Below are 15,319 nucleotides of genomic sequence, written 5' to 3'. Positions count from 1 at the left end.
TCGGCGGGGAACGACCGGCGCACGGCCGACGGGCGCACGGTCAGCGGGTGAACGACCGGCGGGCGCGGTCAGCGAGGGGAGCCGTCGCGGTGCCGATAGAAATCGGCGTGCTCGGCGGCGAGCGGGGTGTTGCCCAGGATCAGGTCGGCCGCCTTCTCCGCCACCATCATGACCGGCGCGTAGATGTTGCCGTTGGTCACGTACGGCATCACCGAGGCGTCCACCACGCGCAACCCCTCCAGGCCGTGGACCCGCATCGACAGCGGATCCACCACCGACATGGCGTCGACGCCCATCCTGGCGGTGCAGGAGGGGTGCAGCGCGGTCTCGCCGTCCCTCGCCACCCAGTCGAGGATCTCCTCGTCGGTCTCGACCCCGGGGCCCGGCGACAGCTCACCGGCGTTGAACGCGTCCATCGCGGGCTGGTTCAGGATGTCGCGGGCGACCCTGACGGCCTCCACCCACTCGCGCCGGTCCTGCTCGGTGGACAGGTAGTTGAAGCGCAGCGCCGGGTGAACCCGGGGATCGGTGCTCTTGATCTTCACCGAGCCGCGCGAGTCGGAGTACATCGGCCCGATGTGCACCTGGTAGCCGTGCCCACCGGCGGGCGCAGAGCCGTCGTAGCGGACCGCGATGGGCAGGAAGTGGAACATCAGGTTGGGGTAGTCGACGTCTTCGTTGCTCCGGGTGAAGCCGCCCGCCTCGAAGTGGTTGGTCGCGCCGGGGCCGCTGCGCAGGAAGAGCCACCGCGCGCCGATGAGCGGCCGGTTGCGCCACTTCATCGCGGGCTGCATCGACACCGGCTGCTTGCAGCCGTACTGGATGTAGACCTCCAGGTGGTCCTGGAGGTTCTCGCCGACGCCCGGCAGGTCGTGCACGACGTCGACGCCGAGGGCGTCCAGCTCGGCGGCGTTGCCCACCCCGGAGAGCTGGAGCAGCTGCGGGGAGTTGATCGCGCCGCCGCACAGGATCACCTCGCCCGCGTGGACCGTCCGGCCGTCGTACTCGACGCCGACCGCGCGCCCGCCCTCGAAGAGGATCCGGGTGACGTGCGCCCGCGTCCTGACCTCCAGGTTGGGGCGGTTCATCACGGGGTGCAGGTAGGCGCGGGCGGCCGACAGGCGGCGCCCCCTGCTGATGTTGCGGTCGAAGCGGGCGAAGCCCTCCTGGCGGTAGCCGTTGACGTCGTCGGTCAGCGGGTATCCGGCCTGCTGCACCGCCTCGAAGAAGGCGCCGAACAGCGGGTTGCGCACCGGCCCGCGCTCCAGCACCAGGGGGCCGCCCCTGCCCCGCCAGGAGTCGGCGGGGTCGGCGGCCAGGCAGTTCTCCATGCGCTTGAAGTAGGGCAAGCAGTGGGCGAAGTCCCAGGTCTTCATGCCCTCGTCGGCGCCCCAGCGCTCGTAGTCCATGGGGTTGCCGCGCTGGAAGATCATCCCGTTGATGCTGCTGGAGCCGCCGAGCACCTTGCCCCTGGCGTGGTAGATCCGGCGGCCGTTCATGTGCGGCTCGGGCTCCGACTCGTACTTCCAGTCGTAGAAGCGGTTCCCGATGGGGAAGGGCAGCGCGGCGGGCATGTGGATGAAGACGTCCCACGGATAGTCCGGGCGGCCCGCCTCCAGCACCAGCACCCGGTTGGCGGGGTCGGCCGACAGCCGGTTCGCGAGGGCGCTTCCCGCAGAACCGCCCCCGACGATGACGAAGTCGTACATGTCTGCCTCGCCTCGCTCAAGCTGGAGGTAATGCCGGAAATTGTAGCGAATGGCGCAATGGGCTGCACTATTCGCAACGGCGATTGTTCCCGCGATGGCATTCGTTGTCCCCAGCGCCTACAGTCCCTGGCTATGGGCAACGATCCCCTCGGCGGCCGTACCGCCGACAGCAGTGGCGGAGTCCAGTCCGTCGACCGGGCCATCACCATCCTGGAGATCCTCTCCGAGCGCCGCGAGGCCGGGGTGAGCGAGATAGCCCAGGAGATATCGGTCCACAAGTCGACGGCGTTCCGGCTGCTGGGGGCGCTGGAGTCACGCGGCCTGGTCGAGCAGGCCGAGGAGCGGGGAAAGTACCGCCTCAGTTTCGGGATCATCCGCCTCGCGGGCGGGGTCGCCTCCCGGCTCGACCTCACCCAGCAGAGCCGTCCCGTCTGCCGCCGCCTCGCCGAGGAGATCGGCGAGACGGTCAACATCGCCGTCCTGCGCTCCCACTACGCGATCAACCTCGACCAGGTACGCGGCCCGGCGGCGGTCACCACCCACAACTGGGTCGGCGAACTCACCCCGCTGCACGCCACCTCCAGCGGCAAGATCCTGCTCGCCCACCTCGACGACCTGCACCGGGTCCAACTGGTCACCGCGAGCGGGCTGAAGACGTACACCCCGAACACGATCACCTCGGCCGACGCGCTGGAGAAACAGCTTCTTCAGGCCCGCGAGCGGGGTTACGCCGTCACCGTCGAGGAGTACGAGATCGGCCTGAACGCCGTCGCCGCGCCCATCCGCTCCCACGACGGCGAGATCGTCGCCGCCGTCAGCGCGTCCGGCCCGGCCTACCGCTTCGGCGAGGAGCGGCTGCACGAGCTGGCGCCGGTCGTGATCGCCGGAGCCCTGGACATCAGCCACCGCCTCGGCCACACCGACCGAACCTGAGCGCCACGGTCTCGCCGCAACCACCCCCGCCTGGTGTGCGGCGACCGGCAGCCCCGTGCCGATCGCGAATCGTGCGCCGTAAGCGCCGCCCCGCGGATCGTGCGCCGTGAACGCCGTCCTCCGGCCCAAAAGCGTTCGCCCCGCGTTCCTCGGGCGGACTAGCGTTGATCTCCCTCACGCGCGGGAGGACGCGCCCCGCCCCGCGCCCACGAGCCGGCGAACTGGAGAAGCCATATGACTGCTCAGCTCGTAGCACTCTGCTTCGACGCGAACGACCCGCTCCGTCTCGCACGCTTCTGGGCCGGAGTCCTGGGCTGGGAGACGGCCGACGACGCCCGCGACGACGTCACCCTCCTGCCGAGCGATGACACCGGATTCCGGATCCGATGTCTGCCGACCCCGGAGAAGAAGACGCGCCAGAATCAGATGCATTTCGATCTGACGAGCACCTCCCTTGAGGACCAGCGGCGCACGGTGGCCAGATCGCTCGAACTCGGCGCGCGGCACATCGACATCGGGCAACGCCCCGAGGAGGGGCATGTGGTGCTCGCCGACCCCGAGGGCAACGAGTTCTGCGTCATCGGGCCGGGCAACAACTTTCTCGCCGACTGCGGATTCGTCGGAGCGCTCGCGTGCGACGGTTCGCAGGAGGTCGGATACTTCTGGAGCGAGGCGCTGGGCTGGCCGCTGGTCTGGGACCAGGACCAGGAGACCGCGATCCGCTCGCCGCACGGCGGACCAAAGATCACGTGGGGCGGCCCCCCGGTGGCGCCGAAGACCGGGAAGAACAGGCTGCACTTCGACCTCGCCCCACCCGCGCACGGTGATCATCAGGCGGAGGTCGAGCGTCTCGTCTCCCTTGGCGCGACCCTGATCGAGAGCGGTCCGCGCGGGACCGGCCGGGTGCTGATGGCCGACCCCGACGGCAACGAGTTCAGCGTGTCGCCCCCGCCGACAACGTGACCGGCCCCGGCGGATCGACGCCGAGCCGGCCGGGAGACCCAGGTCACGTTCGTCCGATGTCACAGGGAGTCGGGCTGCCTCGTCTCTGGAGGTGTAGCCATCGACGACCACGAAGGGGCACACCATGGACGCGCGACTGAACTACTTCGCCGACCCGACCGCCGGCAAGATCCTCAAGCACTTCATGGCGGCGGGCAAGGCGCTCAAGGAGTCGCCGCTGCCGGCCGCCACGCAGGAGCTGGTGGCGCTTCGGGTGAGCCAGATCAACGGCTGCGCCGTCTGTGTCGACATGCATACCAAGGACGCCGTCGCCGCCGACGAGAGCTCGGTCCGGCTGAACCTGGTCGCGGCGTGGCGGGAGGCCACGGTCTTCACCGAGGCCGAACGTGCCGCGCTGGAGCTGGCGGAGGAGGGGACCCGGATCGCGGACGCGGCCGGTGGGGTCGGCGACGAGGTGTGGGCGTACGCCGCCAAGCACTATGACAGTGAGCAGCTCACCGCCCTGGTGCTCCTGATCTCCTTCATGAACGCGGCGAACCGAATGAATGTCATCAGCCGGCAGCCGGCCGGCGACTACGAGCCGGGCCGGTTCCACTGAGAGGGCGGGGATCAGGTGTGAGCGAGGTCGAGGAGTTCGAGGAGCTGCGGCCGCTGCTGTTCTCGATCGCCTATCGGATCCTGGGCAGTGTCGGCGAGGCCGAGGACGCGGTGCAGGAGACGTGGCTGCGCTTCGACGGCTCGGCGACCCGGCCCACGTCGGCCAAGGCGTTTCTGTCGGCCACGGTGACGCGGATCTCCATCGACGTGCTGCGCTCGGCGCGGGTGCGGCGGGAGGAGTACGTGGGTCCGTGGTTCCCCGAGCCGCTGCTGAGCGATCCGTATCAGGATCCGGCGCGGGCGGCGGAGCTGGCCGACTCGGTGTCGATGGCGGCGTTGCTGCTGCTGGAGCGGCTCAGCCCGTTGGAGCGGGCGGTCTTCGTGCTGCGGGAGGTGTTCGGCTTCGGGTTCGACGAGGTCGCCGCGGCGGTGGGCCGTTCGGAGGCGGCGTGCCGGCAACTGCTGGTGCGGGCGCGGCGCCACATGGAGGCCGGGCGTCCGCGCTTCGAGGCGGTCCGCGCGGAGCGGGAGGAACTGGCGTCACGGTTCTTCGGCGCCTTCCGCGAAGGTGACCTCGCCGGTCTGCGTGAGCTGCTCGCCGCCGACGTCTCGATGGTCGGCGACGGCGGCGGCAAGGCCCCGCAGCTGGCCAGGGCGGTCGTCGGCGCCGAGTCCGTGGCCCGGCTGCTCGCCTCCCTCTCTCTCAAGCTGGCCCGGATCGACGTGACGTTCGAGCCGCACGAGGTCAACGGCGAGCCTGGCGCGATCTTCCGCGACCGGGACGGCAAGGTGCTCTACACCCTGGTCCTCGACATGCTCGACGGGCAGGTCCAGACGATCCGCTCGGTGATCAACCCCGACAAGCTCGGGCACGTGGGCCCGGTGGCGGATGCCTGGGCGCTCGTCCGCGAGCTAAGGCAGGCACACCGGCGCACGAAATGATCGTGCCGAGGAGCGGGGGCCCTCGGCACGATCGTTTCGTGCGCCCTCGCTCCTCGGCTCGGATGAATCGGTGGCGGGCGGTACGAGCGGTTCCTTACGCGGCGTAGGTCTCGAACTCCGCGACCTGCGGCGTGGCGGTCGCGCCGGTGATCCTGAAGGTGATCTTGCTCAGCGAGGTGGCGGTGAAGGTGATGGTGCCCGCCCCGCTGCCGGACTTCAGCACGGCGCCGTTGGCGGGGTTGACGACCTGCCAGGCCCCGATGGCGCCCGTGGCGCCCGACGCCTCACGGATGACGATCCTGGAGACCGTCTTGGCGGAACTCCACTTGATCGAGATGTCACCGGTCGACCCGGACGGCGACCAGTAGGTGCTCAGATTGCCGTCGCGCACGTTGCCGTAGCTGGTCCCGCCGCCCTTGCTTGAGCCGTCGGAGTCGGCCCCGATGCTGAGGTTGGTCCCGCCGGACGGAGGGGTCGACGGCGTGACGGTGGGGGTAGGGGTGGGGTTGCCGGACGGCGGCGGCGTCTGCGGTGAGCAGCTGCCGTTCGACACCTTTATCCCCTTGTTCGCGCCCGCCGTCTGGCTGACGACGCTCGGCACGCAGCTCGCCCCGTCGAGGCTGTAGGAGTACGGGACGCTGACGGTGGTGTTGGACTGCGGGTTGGGACCGGCGGGGTTGTTGTCGCCGCTGCGGCTGGACCAGGTCACGTTGTCGAAGATGTTGCCCGCGACCTGCCAGTAGCCGGCCTCGCTGGTGTAGAAGGTGCCCAGGACGTCCTTGGAGTTCCTGAAGTAGTTGTTCTCCACCTTCGCGCGGGCCCCGGCCCGGGAGTTGATGCCGGACTCGCGGAGGTTCACGTAGGAGTTGTTGTAGATGTGGGCCACGCCGCCACGCAGCAGGGGCGTGCGGGAGTCGATGTTCTCGTACAGGTTGTGGTGGAAGGTGACGAAGCCGTTTGAACGGTCGCTCTCGCTGGACCCGATGAGCCCGCCGCGGCCGGAGTTGCGCAGGGTGCTGTAGGACAGGGTCACGTACTGGGTGTCGTCCTTCATGTCGAAGAGGCCGTCGAAGCCCTCCGACTCCCCACCTGAGGCCTCCAGGGTGACGTGATCGACCCAGACGTTGCGGACACCGCTCTCCATGCCGATGGCGTCACCGCCGTTGGACGTGGGCGAGCCCGACTTCTTCACGTTCCTGATGGTGACGTTCTGGATGATGATGTTGCGGGCCTCGCGGATGTGGATGCCCAGCTGGTCGAAGACGGCACCGTTGCCGACCCCGATGATCGTGACGTTGCTGATCTGCTTGAGCTCGATCACACCGGCGGCGGTGTTGCAGCTTCCGCCAGACACCTTGGTGGTGTTGCCGTGGTTGATCGTCCCCTCGACCTGGATGGTGATCGGAGTGCTGCTGCTCGCCCGGTTACACAGGGCCGCGTGGATCGCGGTCCCCGTGGTGGCCCGCACCGTCTGCCCGCCCGCGCCGCCGGTGGTCCCGCCGTTGGCGGTCGCGTAACCGGTGGCGCTGCCGACCGCTGCCGACGCCTGGAACGTCGGCAGGACCACACCGACCGCGGCCACGGTGGCCGCCGCGGCCAGCCCCGCCTTGAGTCGCAACGCGACTGCTCGTCTCATCCTCGTCTCACTTTCTTCGCCAGGTAGGGGGCCCGCGAATCCATACGGGTCGAATCCATGCAGGTCGACACGGAAAGCGCTTTCCCATCGCTTGCACGATAACGTCGGCCGTCAAAAGGCGTCAATGGCGACGGTGAAAGCTGCAACAAAGCTGCACACGCACCTGTGAGCTCCACGTAACGCGCCACCTCCACCCAGCGGCCGAGGACGACCACGAGGTTCCGGGGTCCGGCCGGGGATCGCGGACCCACCCCTCGAACACCGAAGACCTCCACCTTTCCGCGGTCGAACGATCCGCACTTCCGACGAGTCCGGAGCGGTGGTTACCCGGGACGCGAATTCCTTGCCGTATCCGGCCGTACAGCGGGAAAGACTCCGACACACCGTCCGGAAGTTCGAACCTGACGTAAATCCCGGTTTCACCCAAGGAGGAATCGGCGATGTTCGGATTGTTCGGACAGACACCGGCCCGAACGCCTCCATCGGGAAGGATTTAATTCCGGAAAGGGCCACCTTTTTCGGCTTCGGCGATTCGACGGCGGGATCGCGACGGGAGACGGGACTCTCCGGCGAGGCGTCATCCCCTGGCAGGACCGCCGCTATACCGCGATCCTACCCCCAGGTCAACCCACCTCATGCACGTTTCTCACGAACCCCGGCCATTGGATTGACAAAGATCACAAAAAAGCCGCACATCTTGATTATCGGCGAGCTCACAACGCTTTTACGGCCGACGATAAACCATCGAACCATCGGCCCGAATTTTATATGCAATAAAAAGTGTCATCAATATTGAAAGTACGACGACTACGGCACACACTCGGCGTTAAGAAGGCCCACCCCCCAGCTTTTGGAGCCTCAATGGACCGAGCCGTAACCGGAACTCACGGGCGTAGGAAAACGACGCTCCGGCGACTCACATCCGCCGTCGTCGCGACCCTCGCCGTGGCGTTCCTCTGTGTGCCGTCCGCCAACGCCCTCGCGCTGCCGACACCAAAGGACCTGACCGCCTTCCTCGACCTCGAATGCTTCAAGACCGACCCGTACCAGCCGCCCACCACCACGCTCACGCTGCGGCACCTCAACCCGGTGCTCGGCAACCTGCCGGTCGAGACCGTCACCCTCGGCCAGCGTGAGCAGTTGTGCGTCCCGGTCGCCAAGAACAACCAGGCGCCGCCGTCGCCCGCGCTCGACTTCATCAGGTTCATCGACCTGGCCTGCTACAAGATCTCCGGAACCACCGTGAACACGGGCCTCGTGCTCAGCCACCTCAACCCGCTTTTCCAGGGCCTGCCACGCACGCAGATCTCCATGACCACCCCGCAGCAGCTGTGCGTGCCGGTCATCAAGAACAACGCGGTCCCGCCCGCGGAGATCCTGGCGTTCGTCCGCCACATCGACCTCAAGTGCTACGCCATCACCCCCAACACCTCGCTGAACCAGCAGCTGTCCCTGCGCCAGCTCAACCCCGTCCTGACCCCGATCATCCCCACGCACGGCGCTCAGATCCTCAACGCCCGCCAGCTGTGCGTCCCGGTGCAGAAGGCCGGCGACAACATCCCGGGCGAAGTGCTCAACATCGTCCGGTGGATCGACCTGGAGAAGTTCGACCTCGCCACCCCGGCCCTGCCCACGGTCTCGCTGACCCTGCGGCACATCAACCCCGTCCTCGCCGGCCTCCCCGCCGAGAAGGCCGTCCTCAGCGGCGCCAGCCAGATCGCCCTGCCCGTCGCCAAGAACGGCAACTTCCCACCGGGCTGACCTCCGGCCACGGCGCCTCTCCATCGGCGCCGGCGCATTCCAGGAGTCGTCGCAACACGGTGATCGGTCGTCGGCGACGAGAAACCTGACAGGACGCTCGGCCGCGGCACGCGGCCGAGCGTCCTGTCGCCGTTCGGCACAGTCGCGCTCGCCTTGGTGCATGTGAGACGAGATGGACACCCTCCTCGCGAGCCGCGAGCCTCCGACCGCACCTTCATATAGCCGTATACGAATGATAGTATTCGGGCATGCCATTGACTGCGGTGGACAATCCACTGACCCTGCGGCTGCTCGGCCTCCTGGTGGAGCGGCCGATGCACCAATACGCGCTGGCGGTCGCGCTCAACGAGCGCTATCCGTACCTGAACGCCAAGAGCGGCTCCGTCTACACACTCATACGGTCGCTGGAGGCGGCCGGATGGGTGGCGCCGACCGGGGTCGAGCAGATGGGCAACCGCCCGGCGCGCACCGTCTACGCCCTGACCGATCAGGGCTGGAGCGTCTTCAAGGAACGGGTGCGACGCCAGATCCGCGAAGCCAAGGTGACAACCTCGGCGTTCGTGGACGCCCTGGCCTATCTCGGCGCGCTCGACCGAGCCGAGGCCCCGCACGTGCTACGCGAGCGGCAGACGTCGCTGGAGGAACGGATCGCCGAGTTGGAAGGGGCGAGCGACCCCGGCTTGCCGGAGATCACCATGATCGAGGTCGACTTCGTCCTGCACCAGCTGCGCGCCGAAGCGGAATGGATCCGCGCGCTGATCACGCGCGTCGACGACGGCGAGCTGGCATGGCCGGTGAAGGGACAGGCATGAGCGCGATGACGTACGGCATCTACGCGGCAGGCCAGGTGGCCGCCACGGTGGGCCCGCCGGACGACCCGGCGGCCATCGACGACCTGGTCCGAGGCCTGAGCGGCGGACGGCCCTTCCTCGTCCGCGAATACGCGCACTTCCTGGGAACGCCCGCAGACCCCGAAAAAGCGCGGATCCTGGCACCCGACCGGAAAATGCGCGAGCTGACCATGCCCGACCGGTGGTACGTCACAGGAAACCGCCGACTCGACCTCGTCCTGTGCTACCTACCCGCCGAACGCGACCTCGACGGCTGGCTAGCCTTCATCGAACAGGCCGTTCATCGATACGGGGCCATCGCGCGCTTCCTGCAGATCACCCTGGAGCCGAACTTCAAACTGCCCTGGATCGACGGCAGCTCCCCCGGGGTCCTCGACGCCCTCACCACCGGGACGCGCCACGCCCGCCGACTGCTCGACGCCGCCGGGCACCGTGACGTCCGGCTCGGATTCTCCGTCGCCGAACCGCCCGAGTTCCTCGGCGGCGACGAGGAGTTCTGGGCGTACCTGGAGGCTCTCGCACCCGCGGACTTCGCAGCCCACGTCGACTACGTGGGCCTGGGGCTCTACCCCGACGCTTTCTCCCCCGTGCCCGAAACCGCCCTCGCCGGGCTCACCGAGCACGCACTGCGCCATCTGCGCGAGCAGAACATGCCCCGTGCCCACCTCGGCCCGAACGTGCCCATTCACATTGCCGAGAACGGCACCCCCACCGGGCCCGACCGCACGCCGGACGACCAGGCATCCCGGCTCGACATCATGATCCGTACGGTGGCCGCCGCCGCCACGCGCCACAACATCACTCACCACGAGCTGTTCGGCCTGCGTGACGCCGACTCCGCCCGTGCCGAGCCGACCGCCCAACTCGGGCTGACCACCAGCGACTACCGCCCCAAGCCCGCCTACGACGTCTACCGCAAACTGATCGCAGAAAGCTGAGCCGCACCTCACTCCGTACCGAGCCGAGCGCGCTCAGGGGCCGTCCGAGGCCGGCTTCTCGATCCCCTACGGCCGAGAAGCCGGCCGGTCGCCCGGCGCTTCGGCGAACGTGGCGCCGATCTCCATCATCCGCTCGACCGCGTAGGCGGGGTCGATCAACGCCTCGGGAGTGTGGAGTCCCGGCGCCACGGTTTCGCCGCGCAGGCCGAGCAGTCGTTCGACACCGAGGGCGACGGCGAGCGCGGTCAGGTCGCGCTGCCCCTCCGGGTGGCGGAGGTGGCACCTCCTTCTGAGCGGCGCGCCCCGGTGATCCTCTCCTTCGAGATCGATCCCGACCACGCTGGAGGCGGGCTCACCTCGGCGCCTGTCTTCGGCGGACACACCGACCGCGAACGCGAAGCGGACGTTCGGTGCGCCTGTCGCGAGGGCGAGACTCGGAACGTCGAGGGCGGCCATGAGCTGACCGGGCAGGACGGCGCCGTCGGCCCCGAAGACCTCCACCCGCGCGTCGGGGCCGTCGACCCAGCTGAAGACGCCGTCGCGACGGACGAGACCCGCCGAGGTGGCGGCCGTCAGGCGTTCCATGTCCGCCGCCGCCGCGGGCCCGCCGATGTCCGGCTCGTCCAGCACGGCGCCGACCCCGATGGTGTCGATCCGGCCGAACTCCCTGGCGAGGTCCAGTGTCGCGAGGGTGACGAGACCGGCGTACCAGTGGCTGGCCAGCAGGATCGGCGCGGCGCCGGCCCGCCGGCCGCCCGCGACGACCTCGGGGGCGATGTCCGTCAGGCCGCTGGAGAGGCTGACGTACGGCAGCCCGCGGTCCTGGGCGTAGCGCAGTCCGTTCAGGTGGCTGTCCCACAGTGCCGCGACGACCGCCGAGTGTTCATGGCCTGCGGGGAGGCCGAGGTCGTCGCGGCGCAGATCGACGGTCACCGCTGTCGCGTCGCCGAGGTCGTCGGCGACGCGCCGCGCACGCTCCAGATCGCGGCCCGCGATCGTGAGCGGCAGCGTCGGATACCAGCGGCGCAGGATGGCCGCGATCCCCGCGCCCGTCTGGCCGGACCCTCCCATGATCAGTACCGATTTCGCGTGTTCCATCGCGTTCTCCTCTCACGTCTCCACTAACCTACATTTTGTAACCTACACTTTGTAGCCTAGGCTGGGCGGCAACGCAAGGGAGGACGATGGCCCCGGCATCGACCCGCCTGTCCAAGCAGGCCAGGCGGGAGCAACTGCTCGACACCGCCCTGACGATCGTGCGCGACCAGGGCGCCGACGGCCTCACCCTGCTCACCCTCGCCGAAGCCGGCGGAGTGAGCAGGCCGATCGTCTACGACCACTTCGGCACCCGGCCCGGTCTGCTCCTCGCGCTCTACCAGCGGCTCGACGAACGCCACAGGACCGCATCGGCACAGGCGTTACAGGAGGCCGAGCCCACCCTTCGCGAAACGGCGCGCGTCCTGAGCGACGCGTACTTCGTGTGCTCCACCGACATGCCCGAATGGAACGCCGTCTCCGCCGCACTGAGGGGAAACCCGCGGATGGAGACGATCGAGCGGGAGATGTTCGACAGCTTCACCGACCTGATGGCCTCGGCGTTGACGCCGTACTCCGGCCTCACACCGGAGGCCCTTCGGCTGCGCTGCGTCGGCGCGCTGGGTGCGGCCGAGGCGATCGCCGCGGAACTGAACCGGGGACGGACCACCGCCACCGACGCGGTCGCCGCGCTCACCGACCTGATCGTCGGCGGCATCACCGTCGGGACCGACCGATCGGCGACCGACGGTTCATCGCGGTAGTCCCATGGACAGACGGGAACTCCGCCAACCCGTCGAACAACGCGTACGAAACCGGATTCGCTTCCGTCCTACGGCCAGGCGGCCAACTGGAACCAGACCGACTTGCCGTACGGGTTCAGGGTCCAGCCCCAGTTGTGGGAGAGGTCCTGGACGATGGCGAGACCACGGCCCGATACCTCCAGGTCGCCGGTCCGTCTCAGGCGCGGAATCGCGATGCACGCGTCGTAGACGTCCACGGTCAGCAACTCCTTCTCCCTGCCGACCGTGACGCGGACAGGACTCATGGGAGAAACGTCCGACGAACCGTACGCCAGCGCGTTGGTGACGAGTTCCGAGGCGAGGAGTTCGGCGATTTCCGGGATTTCTCCGGCCGCCTTCCAGTCGGTGGCGACATCGCGCACGAACCGGCGGGCGGACGCGACACTCGCCGGTTCACGCGGTATCCACTTCTCCCCCAGCGGAGAAAGTCCGGGATTCATCGCGTAGCGATATTCGGTCAGCGCCGCGCTCGCCTTGAGGACCTCTTCCATGATTTTCTCTCTCCGTCTCGGATTTCGTATGTTCAGCCTGCCGAGACGTGGCTACTCTTGGTAGTCGAACGGTTACCAACGCTGCGAGCTGGAGTTCATCGGCCTTTTGTTGAACTCCGACAAGGAGGGCATCATCTCCAATCTCTATACGCCTCAGGCGATCTGGGGCAGAGAGCTGCGCCACCACCGCAAGGCCGCGGGCCTCACCCAGAGCCAGCTCGCCGAGCGGATCCACTACAGCGAGTCCCTGATCAGCGGGATCGAGACGGGCCAGATCCCGTCCTGCCCGGATTTCGCCGAGCGCTGCGACGAACTCCTCGAAACAGGCGGCCTCCTGTCCCGCCTCCTCGACTGGCGCAAAGGACAGGTCTTCCCCGCGTGGTTCGGGAAGTGGAGAGACAAGGAGCAGGAGGCAACCGCGCTACGCGCCTATGAACCGCTCGTCTTTCCCGGCCTCCTCCAGACAGAGGGGTACGCTCGGGTCCTGCTGCGCGGAGACGAGACGGCCGTGGAAGCTCGCCTGGATCGTCAAAGCATCCTCACCCGGGAGGACCCCCAGCCTCCAACACTCCGCTGCGTGGTGGACGAAGCGGTTCTCCACCGCCCCATCGGCGGCCCCAAAGTGATGAAAGAGCAACTGGAGCACCTCATCTCGGCGGTCAGTCCACGACTGAGTGTTCAGGTGATTCCCCAGGGGATGCACTCGGGTTTGATGGGCGGATTCGCAATTGCCACCCTAGAAGGAGGGGACAACGTACTGTATGCGGAGACGGCAGTTCGCGGCATCACGACGAGCGATCCGGAAGACGTCGCCATTGCCGTGGAGCGTTTCGAGGCTATCCGGAGCGAAGCGCTGCCGATAAGCATGTCCATCGATCTCATCCAGAAAGCGGTGTCGGAAAAATGGACCTGAGCAACGCCACGTGGGTCAAATCCAGCCTCTCAGGAGACAACGGCGGAAACTGCGTCGAGGTCGCCACGCTCAAGGACACCACCAACCACCCCCACCTGATCGCCGTACGCGACTCCAAAGACCCCCACGGCCCCAAACTCCTCCTCACCCCCACCACATGGACCACCTTCCTCAACCACCTAAAAACCGACAAGCTCACCATCGACTAAAGGACCGCTCTCCATCGTCGGAACACCGACCACCCAGAACAGGCAAGATGACCCCGTAAGGCTCGGAGAGCTGCCCGTCGGACGTCTTTCGTGGGCACCGAGCAGGAGGAGGTGGTGATGGCTGGGCGGCTGGTTGAGCTGGAAGTGGAAAACTTCCATAGCTTGCGGAAGGTGTCGTTGCCACTGGGACCGGTCAACGTGCTGGTGGGGCCCAACGGTGCAGGCAAGACGAACGTGCTGAGGGTGTTCGACTTCTTGGCCGACATCGTCCGGACCGATTTGGGACCCGCATTGGAGGACCGGGGAGGCTTTGACGAGCTGGTGTTCCGGGGTGGCGACCTGCGGCCAGACCATATTCAGATCGGGTTGAAGGGGCACTGGTCCGTGCCCGAGACATCCGGATGCCCGCTTGACATGTACCGCTTGAAGATCAACGGTAGCCCTCCGGCGCGCGAGGAGATCTTCCACCTCAGCCGTGCCGGCGGGTGGCGGAACCGGATCGAAGTGTCCGGTGAGAGAGTTGCGAGTTCACAGTACGGGGCCGACGAGGTGATATCGGATGACGAGTCCGAGCGGCGCACCGCAGTAATGGAGGTCGGGATCCAGCCGTTCAGCACCGGCCTGTCCACTCTGCCCCGCCTGTCAGAGAGTTTCGGCGGGCGAGAGGTGGTGGCCCTGGCCGACTTTCTCACCACCTTCCGCGTCTTCGACGTAGACGTCCCCCGTGCGCGCATGCCCTCGCGCGTTTCCCGGAGCGGATATGAGGCCATCGCGGACGACGCCTCCAATCTGGCGAGGTTCCTGTTGACTCTGCGCGATACCGATGAAGAGGCGTGGGAGCGACTCCAGGCCGACGCCATAGAGGTGCTCCCCCAGCTCGAAGCACTCGATTTCGACTATCCGTCCGGGGGCGCTCGTTCCGTCGTCGTGGTCCTCAGGGAGCGCGGGCTGCGCGAACCCACCTCACTGCTCGACGCCTCCTACGGCACGATCCGCCTGCTTGGTCTTCTCGCGATGCTCTACGACCCCAGTCCGCCCGCGCTCACCTGCGTCGAAGAGATCGATCATGGCCTGCATCCTCAGGCGTTGGAGATCCTCGTCGAGCGAGTCCGGGAGGCGAGCGACAGAACACAGTTCATCATCGCCACACATTCACCGGCCCTCGCCGACCGGCTCAAGCTAGAGGAACTCATCGTTTGCGAACGAGCGGAAGATGGTTCCTCCGTGATCCCGACGGTTTCAACTTTCAGCGAGCCGTAATCGCTCGTACGAGCAACTGCGAGAAGACGCCACCCGTTGTTGCAGCGATCACATGTGCCTCACATCCGTAGGCTTCGCGGTCCTCGGAGCCTTGATGCTCCTCGGCGATACTCACGGCTTCCGGCGGCCGAGCCCGCGACGACGACCCCGTCCGTGCAGACCGCTCCGCCCCCCTGCCGCGAGGCAGGTAAAGGCTTGCCGGGGCGGCGGGCCGAGCGGCTCGATCCGGTCCCGGTCGTGACCGACATTGGCTCGGGCGGGCCCGCGAGCGTGCCAGG

At 67.6% G+C, this 15,319-nt stretch carries 15 protein-coding genes; 11 read left to right on the top strand and 4 right to left on the bottom strand.

What is annotated here, in order from left to right; translation table 11 throughout:
* Positions 1 to 68 precede the first annotated feature (68 nt).
* Positions 69 to 1,709, bottom strand: coding sequence for a choline dehydrogenase (betA, locus tag ACIBH4_RS22315; protein ID WP_362768830.1), 1,641 nt, complete (start codon positions 1,707 to 1,709; stop codon positions 69 to 71).
* 132 nt (positions 1,710 to 1,841) lie between these two features.
* Between betA and ACIBH4_RS22310 the strand changes: the two genes are divergently transcribed.
* The 4 genes from ACIBH4_RS22310 to ACIBH4_RS22295 all read left to right on the top strand — a co-directional run bounded on the left by ACIBH4_RS22310 (position 1,842) and on the right by ACIBH4_RS22295 (position 5,144).
* A complete protein-coding gene (locus tag ACIBH4_RS22310; RefSeq protein WP_362768827.1) occupies positions 1,842 to 2,642 on the top strand; it encodes an IclR family transcriptional regulator in 801 nt (266 codons plus the stop codon).
* A gap of 234 nt (positions 2,643 to 2,876) precedes the next feature.
* On the top strand, positions 2,877 to 3,605 hold the full coding sequence (locus tag ACIBH4_RS22305) for a VOC family protein (RefSeq protein ID WP_362768824.1): 729 nt from the start codon (positions 2,877 to 2,879) through the stop codon (positions 3,603 to 3,605).
* Positions 3,606 to 3,729: 124 nt separating this feature from the next.
* Entirely contained in the window at positions 3,730 to 4,203 is a 474-nt protein-coding gene (locus ACIBH4_RS22300; RefSeq protein ID WP_362768822.1) for a carboxymuconolactone decarboxylase family protein, read from the top strand.
* A 17-nt stretch (positions 4,204 to 4,220) separates the two neighbouring features.
* Positions 4,221 to 5,144 (top strand): RNA polymerase sigma-70 factor, encoded by a 924-nt coding sequence (locus ACIBH4_RS22295; RefSeq protein ID WP_362768819.1) that lies wholly within the window; start codon positions 4,221 to 4,223, stop codon positions 5,142 to 5,144.
* Between the two features lie 94 nt (positions 5,145 to 5,238).
* Here ACIBH4_RS22295 and ACIBH4_RS22290 read toward each other — a convergent pair whose 3' ends face one another.
* The gene (locus tag ACIBH4_RS22290) at positions 5,239 to 6,780 is read right to left on the bottom strand and encodes a pectate lyase (protein WP_362768816.1); all 1,542 of its coding nucleotides are present in this window, start codon (positions 6,778 to 6,780) and stop codon (positions 5,239 to 5,241) included.
* 945 nt (positions 6,781 to 7,725) lie between these two features.
* On the opposite strand from ACIBH4_RS22290, the gene ACIBH4_RS22285 reads away from it, so the two are divergent.
* From ACIBH4_RS22285 to ACIBH4_RS22275, 3 genes are all read left to right on the top strand, one after another.
* Positions 7,726 to 8,541, top strand: a complete 816-nt coding sequence (locus ACIBH4_RS22285; protein WP_399172718.1) for a hypothetical protein — start codon at positions 7,726 to 7,728, stop codon at positions 8,539 to 8,541.
* A gap of 248 nt (positions 8,542 to 8,789) precedes the next feature.
* Positions 8,790 to 9,353 carry a PadR family transcriptional regulator gene (locus ACIBH4_RS22280; RefSeq protein ID WP_362768810.1) on the top strand — a complete coding sequence of 188 codons (564 nt, stop codon included), beginning with the start codon at positions 8,790 to 8,792 and terminating at the stop codon, positions 9,351 to 9,353.
* Positions 9,350 to 10,330 (top strand): hypothetical protein, encoded by a 981-nt coding sequence (locus ACIBH4_RS22275; protein ID WP_362768807.1) that lies wholly within the window; start codon positions 9,350 to 9,352, stop codon positions 10,328 to 10,330. The genes ACIBH4_RS22280 and ACIBH4_RS22275 overlap by 4 nt, the downstream gene beginning before the upstream one ends.
* A 66-nt stretch (positions 10,331 to 10,396) precedes the next feature.
* Here ACIBH4_RS22275 and ACIBH4_RS22270 read toward each other — a convergent pair whose 3' ends face one another.
* Positions 10,397 to 11,428 carry a hypothetical protein gene (locus ACIBH4_RS22270; RefSeq protein ID WP_362768804.1) on the bottom strand — a complete coding sequence of 344 codons (1,032 nt, stop codon included), beginning with the start codon at positions 11,426 to 11,428 and terminating at the stop codon, positions 10,397 to 10,399.
* Positions 11,429 to 11,514: 86 nt separating this feature from the next.
* Between ACIBH4_RS22270 and ACIBH4_RS22265 the strand changes: the two genes are divergently transcribed.
* Positions 11,515 to 12,129: a TetR/AcrR family transcriptional regulator gene (locus tag ACIBH4_RS22265; protein ID WP_362768801.1), complete on the top strand. Its 615-nt coding sequence runs from the start codon at positions 11,515 to 11,517 to the stop codon at positions 12,127 to 12,129.
* A 68-nt stretch (positions 12,130 to 12,197) separates the two neighbouring features.
* Here ACIBH4_RS22265 and ACIBH4_RS22260 read toward each other — a convergent pair whose 3' ends face one another.
* A complete protein-coding gene (locus ACIBH4_RS22260; protein WP_362768799.1) occupies positions 12,198 to 12,659 on the bottom strand; it encodes an ATP-binding protein in 462 nt (153 codons plus the stop codon).
* Positions 12,660 to 12,768: 109 nt separating this feature from the next.
* On the opposite strand from ACIBH4_RS22260, the gene ACIBH4_RS22255 reads away from it, so the two are divergent.
* The 3 genes from ACIBH4_RS22255 to ACIBH4_RS22245 all read left to right on the top strand — a co-directional run bounded on the left by ACIBH4_RS22255 (position 12,769) and on the right by ACIBH4_RS22245 (position 15,041).
* A complete protein-coding gene (locus ACIBH4_RS22255; protein ID WP_362768796.1) occupies positions 12,769 to 13,572 on the top strand; it encodes a helix-turn-helix transcriptional regulator in 804 nt (267 codons plus the stop codon).
* Entirely contained in the window at positions 13,563 to 13,781 is a 219-nt protein-coding gene (locus tag ACIBH4_RS22250) for a DUF397 domain-containing protein (protein WP_362768793.1), read from the top strand. Before ACIBH4_RS22255 ends, ACIBH4_RS22250 begins: the two co-directional genes overlap by 10 nt.
* A 90-nt stretch (positions 13,782 to 13,871) precedes the next feature.
* Positions 13,872 to 15,041: an AAA family ATPase gene (locus ACIBH4_RS22245; RefSeq protein ID WP_362768790.1), complete on the top strand. Its 1,170-nt coding sequence runs from the start codon at positions 13,872 to 13,874 to the stop codon at positions 15,039 to 15,041.
* Positions 15,042 to 15,319: the final 278 nt, after the last annotated feature.

The sequence above is a fragment of the Streptosporangium sp. NPDC050284 genome (assembly GCF_044459525.1).
GTDB lineage: Bacteria > Actinomycetota > Actinomycetes > Streptosporangiales > Streptosporangiaceae > Streptosporangium.
The sequence above is the reverse complement of the archived record's forward strand: the minus strand, read 5'-3'. Positions and strand labels throughout refer to the sequence as shown.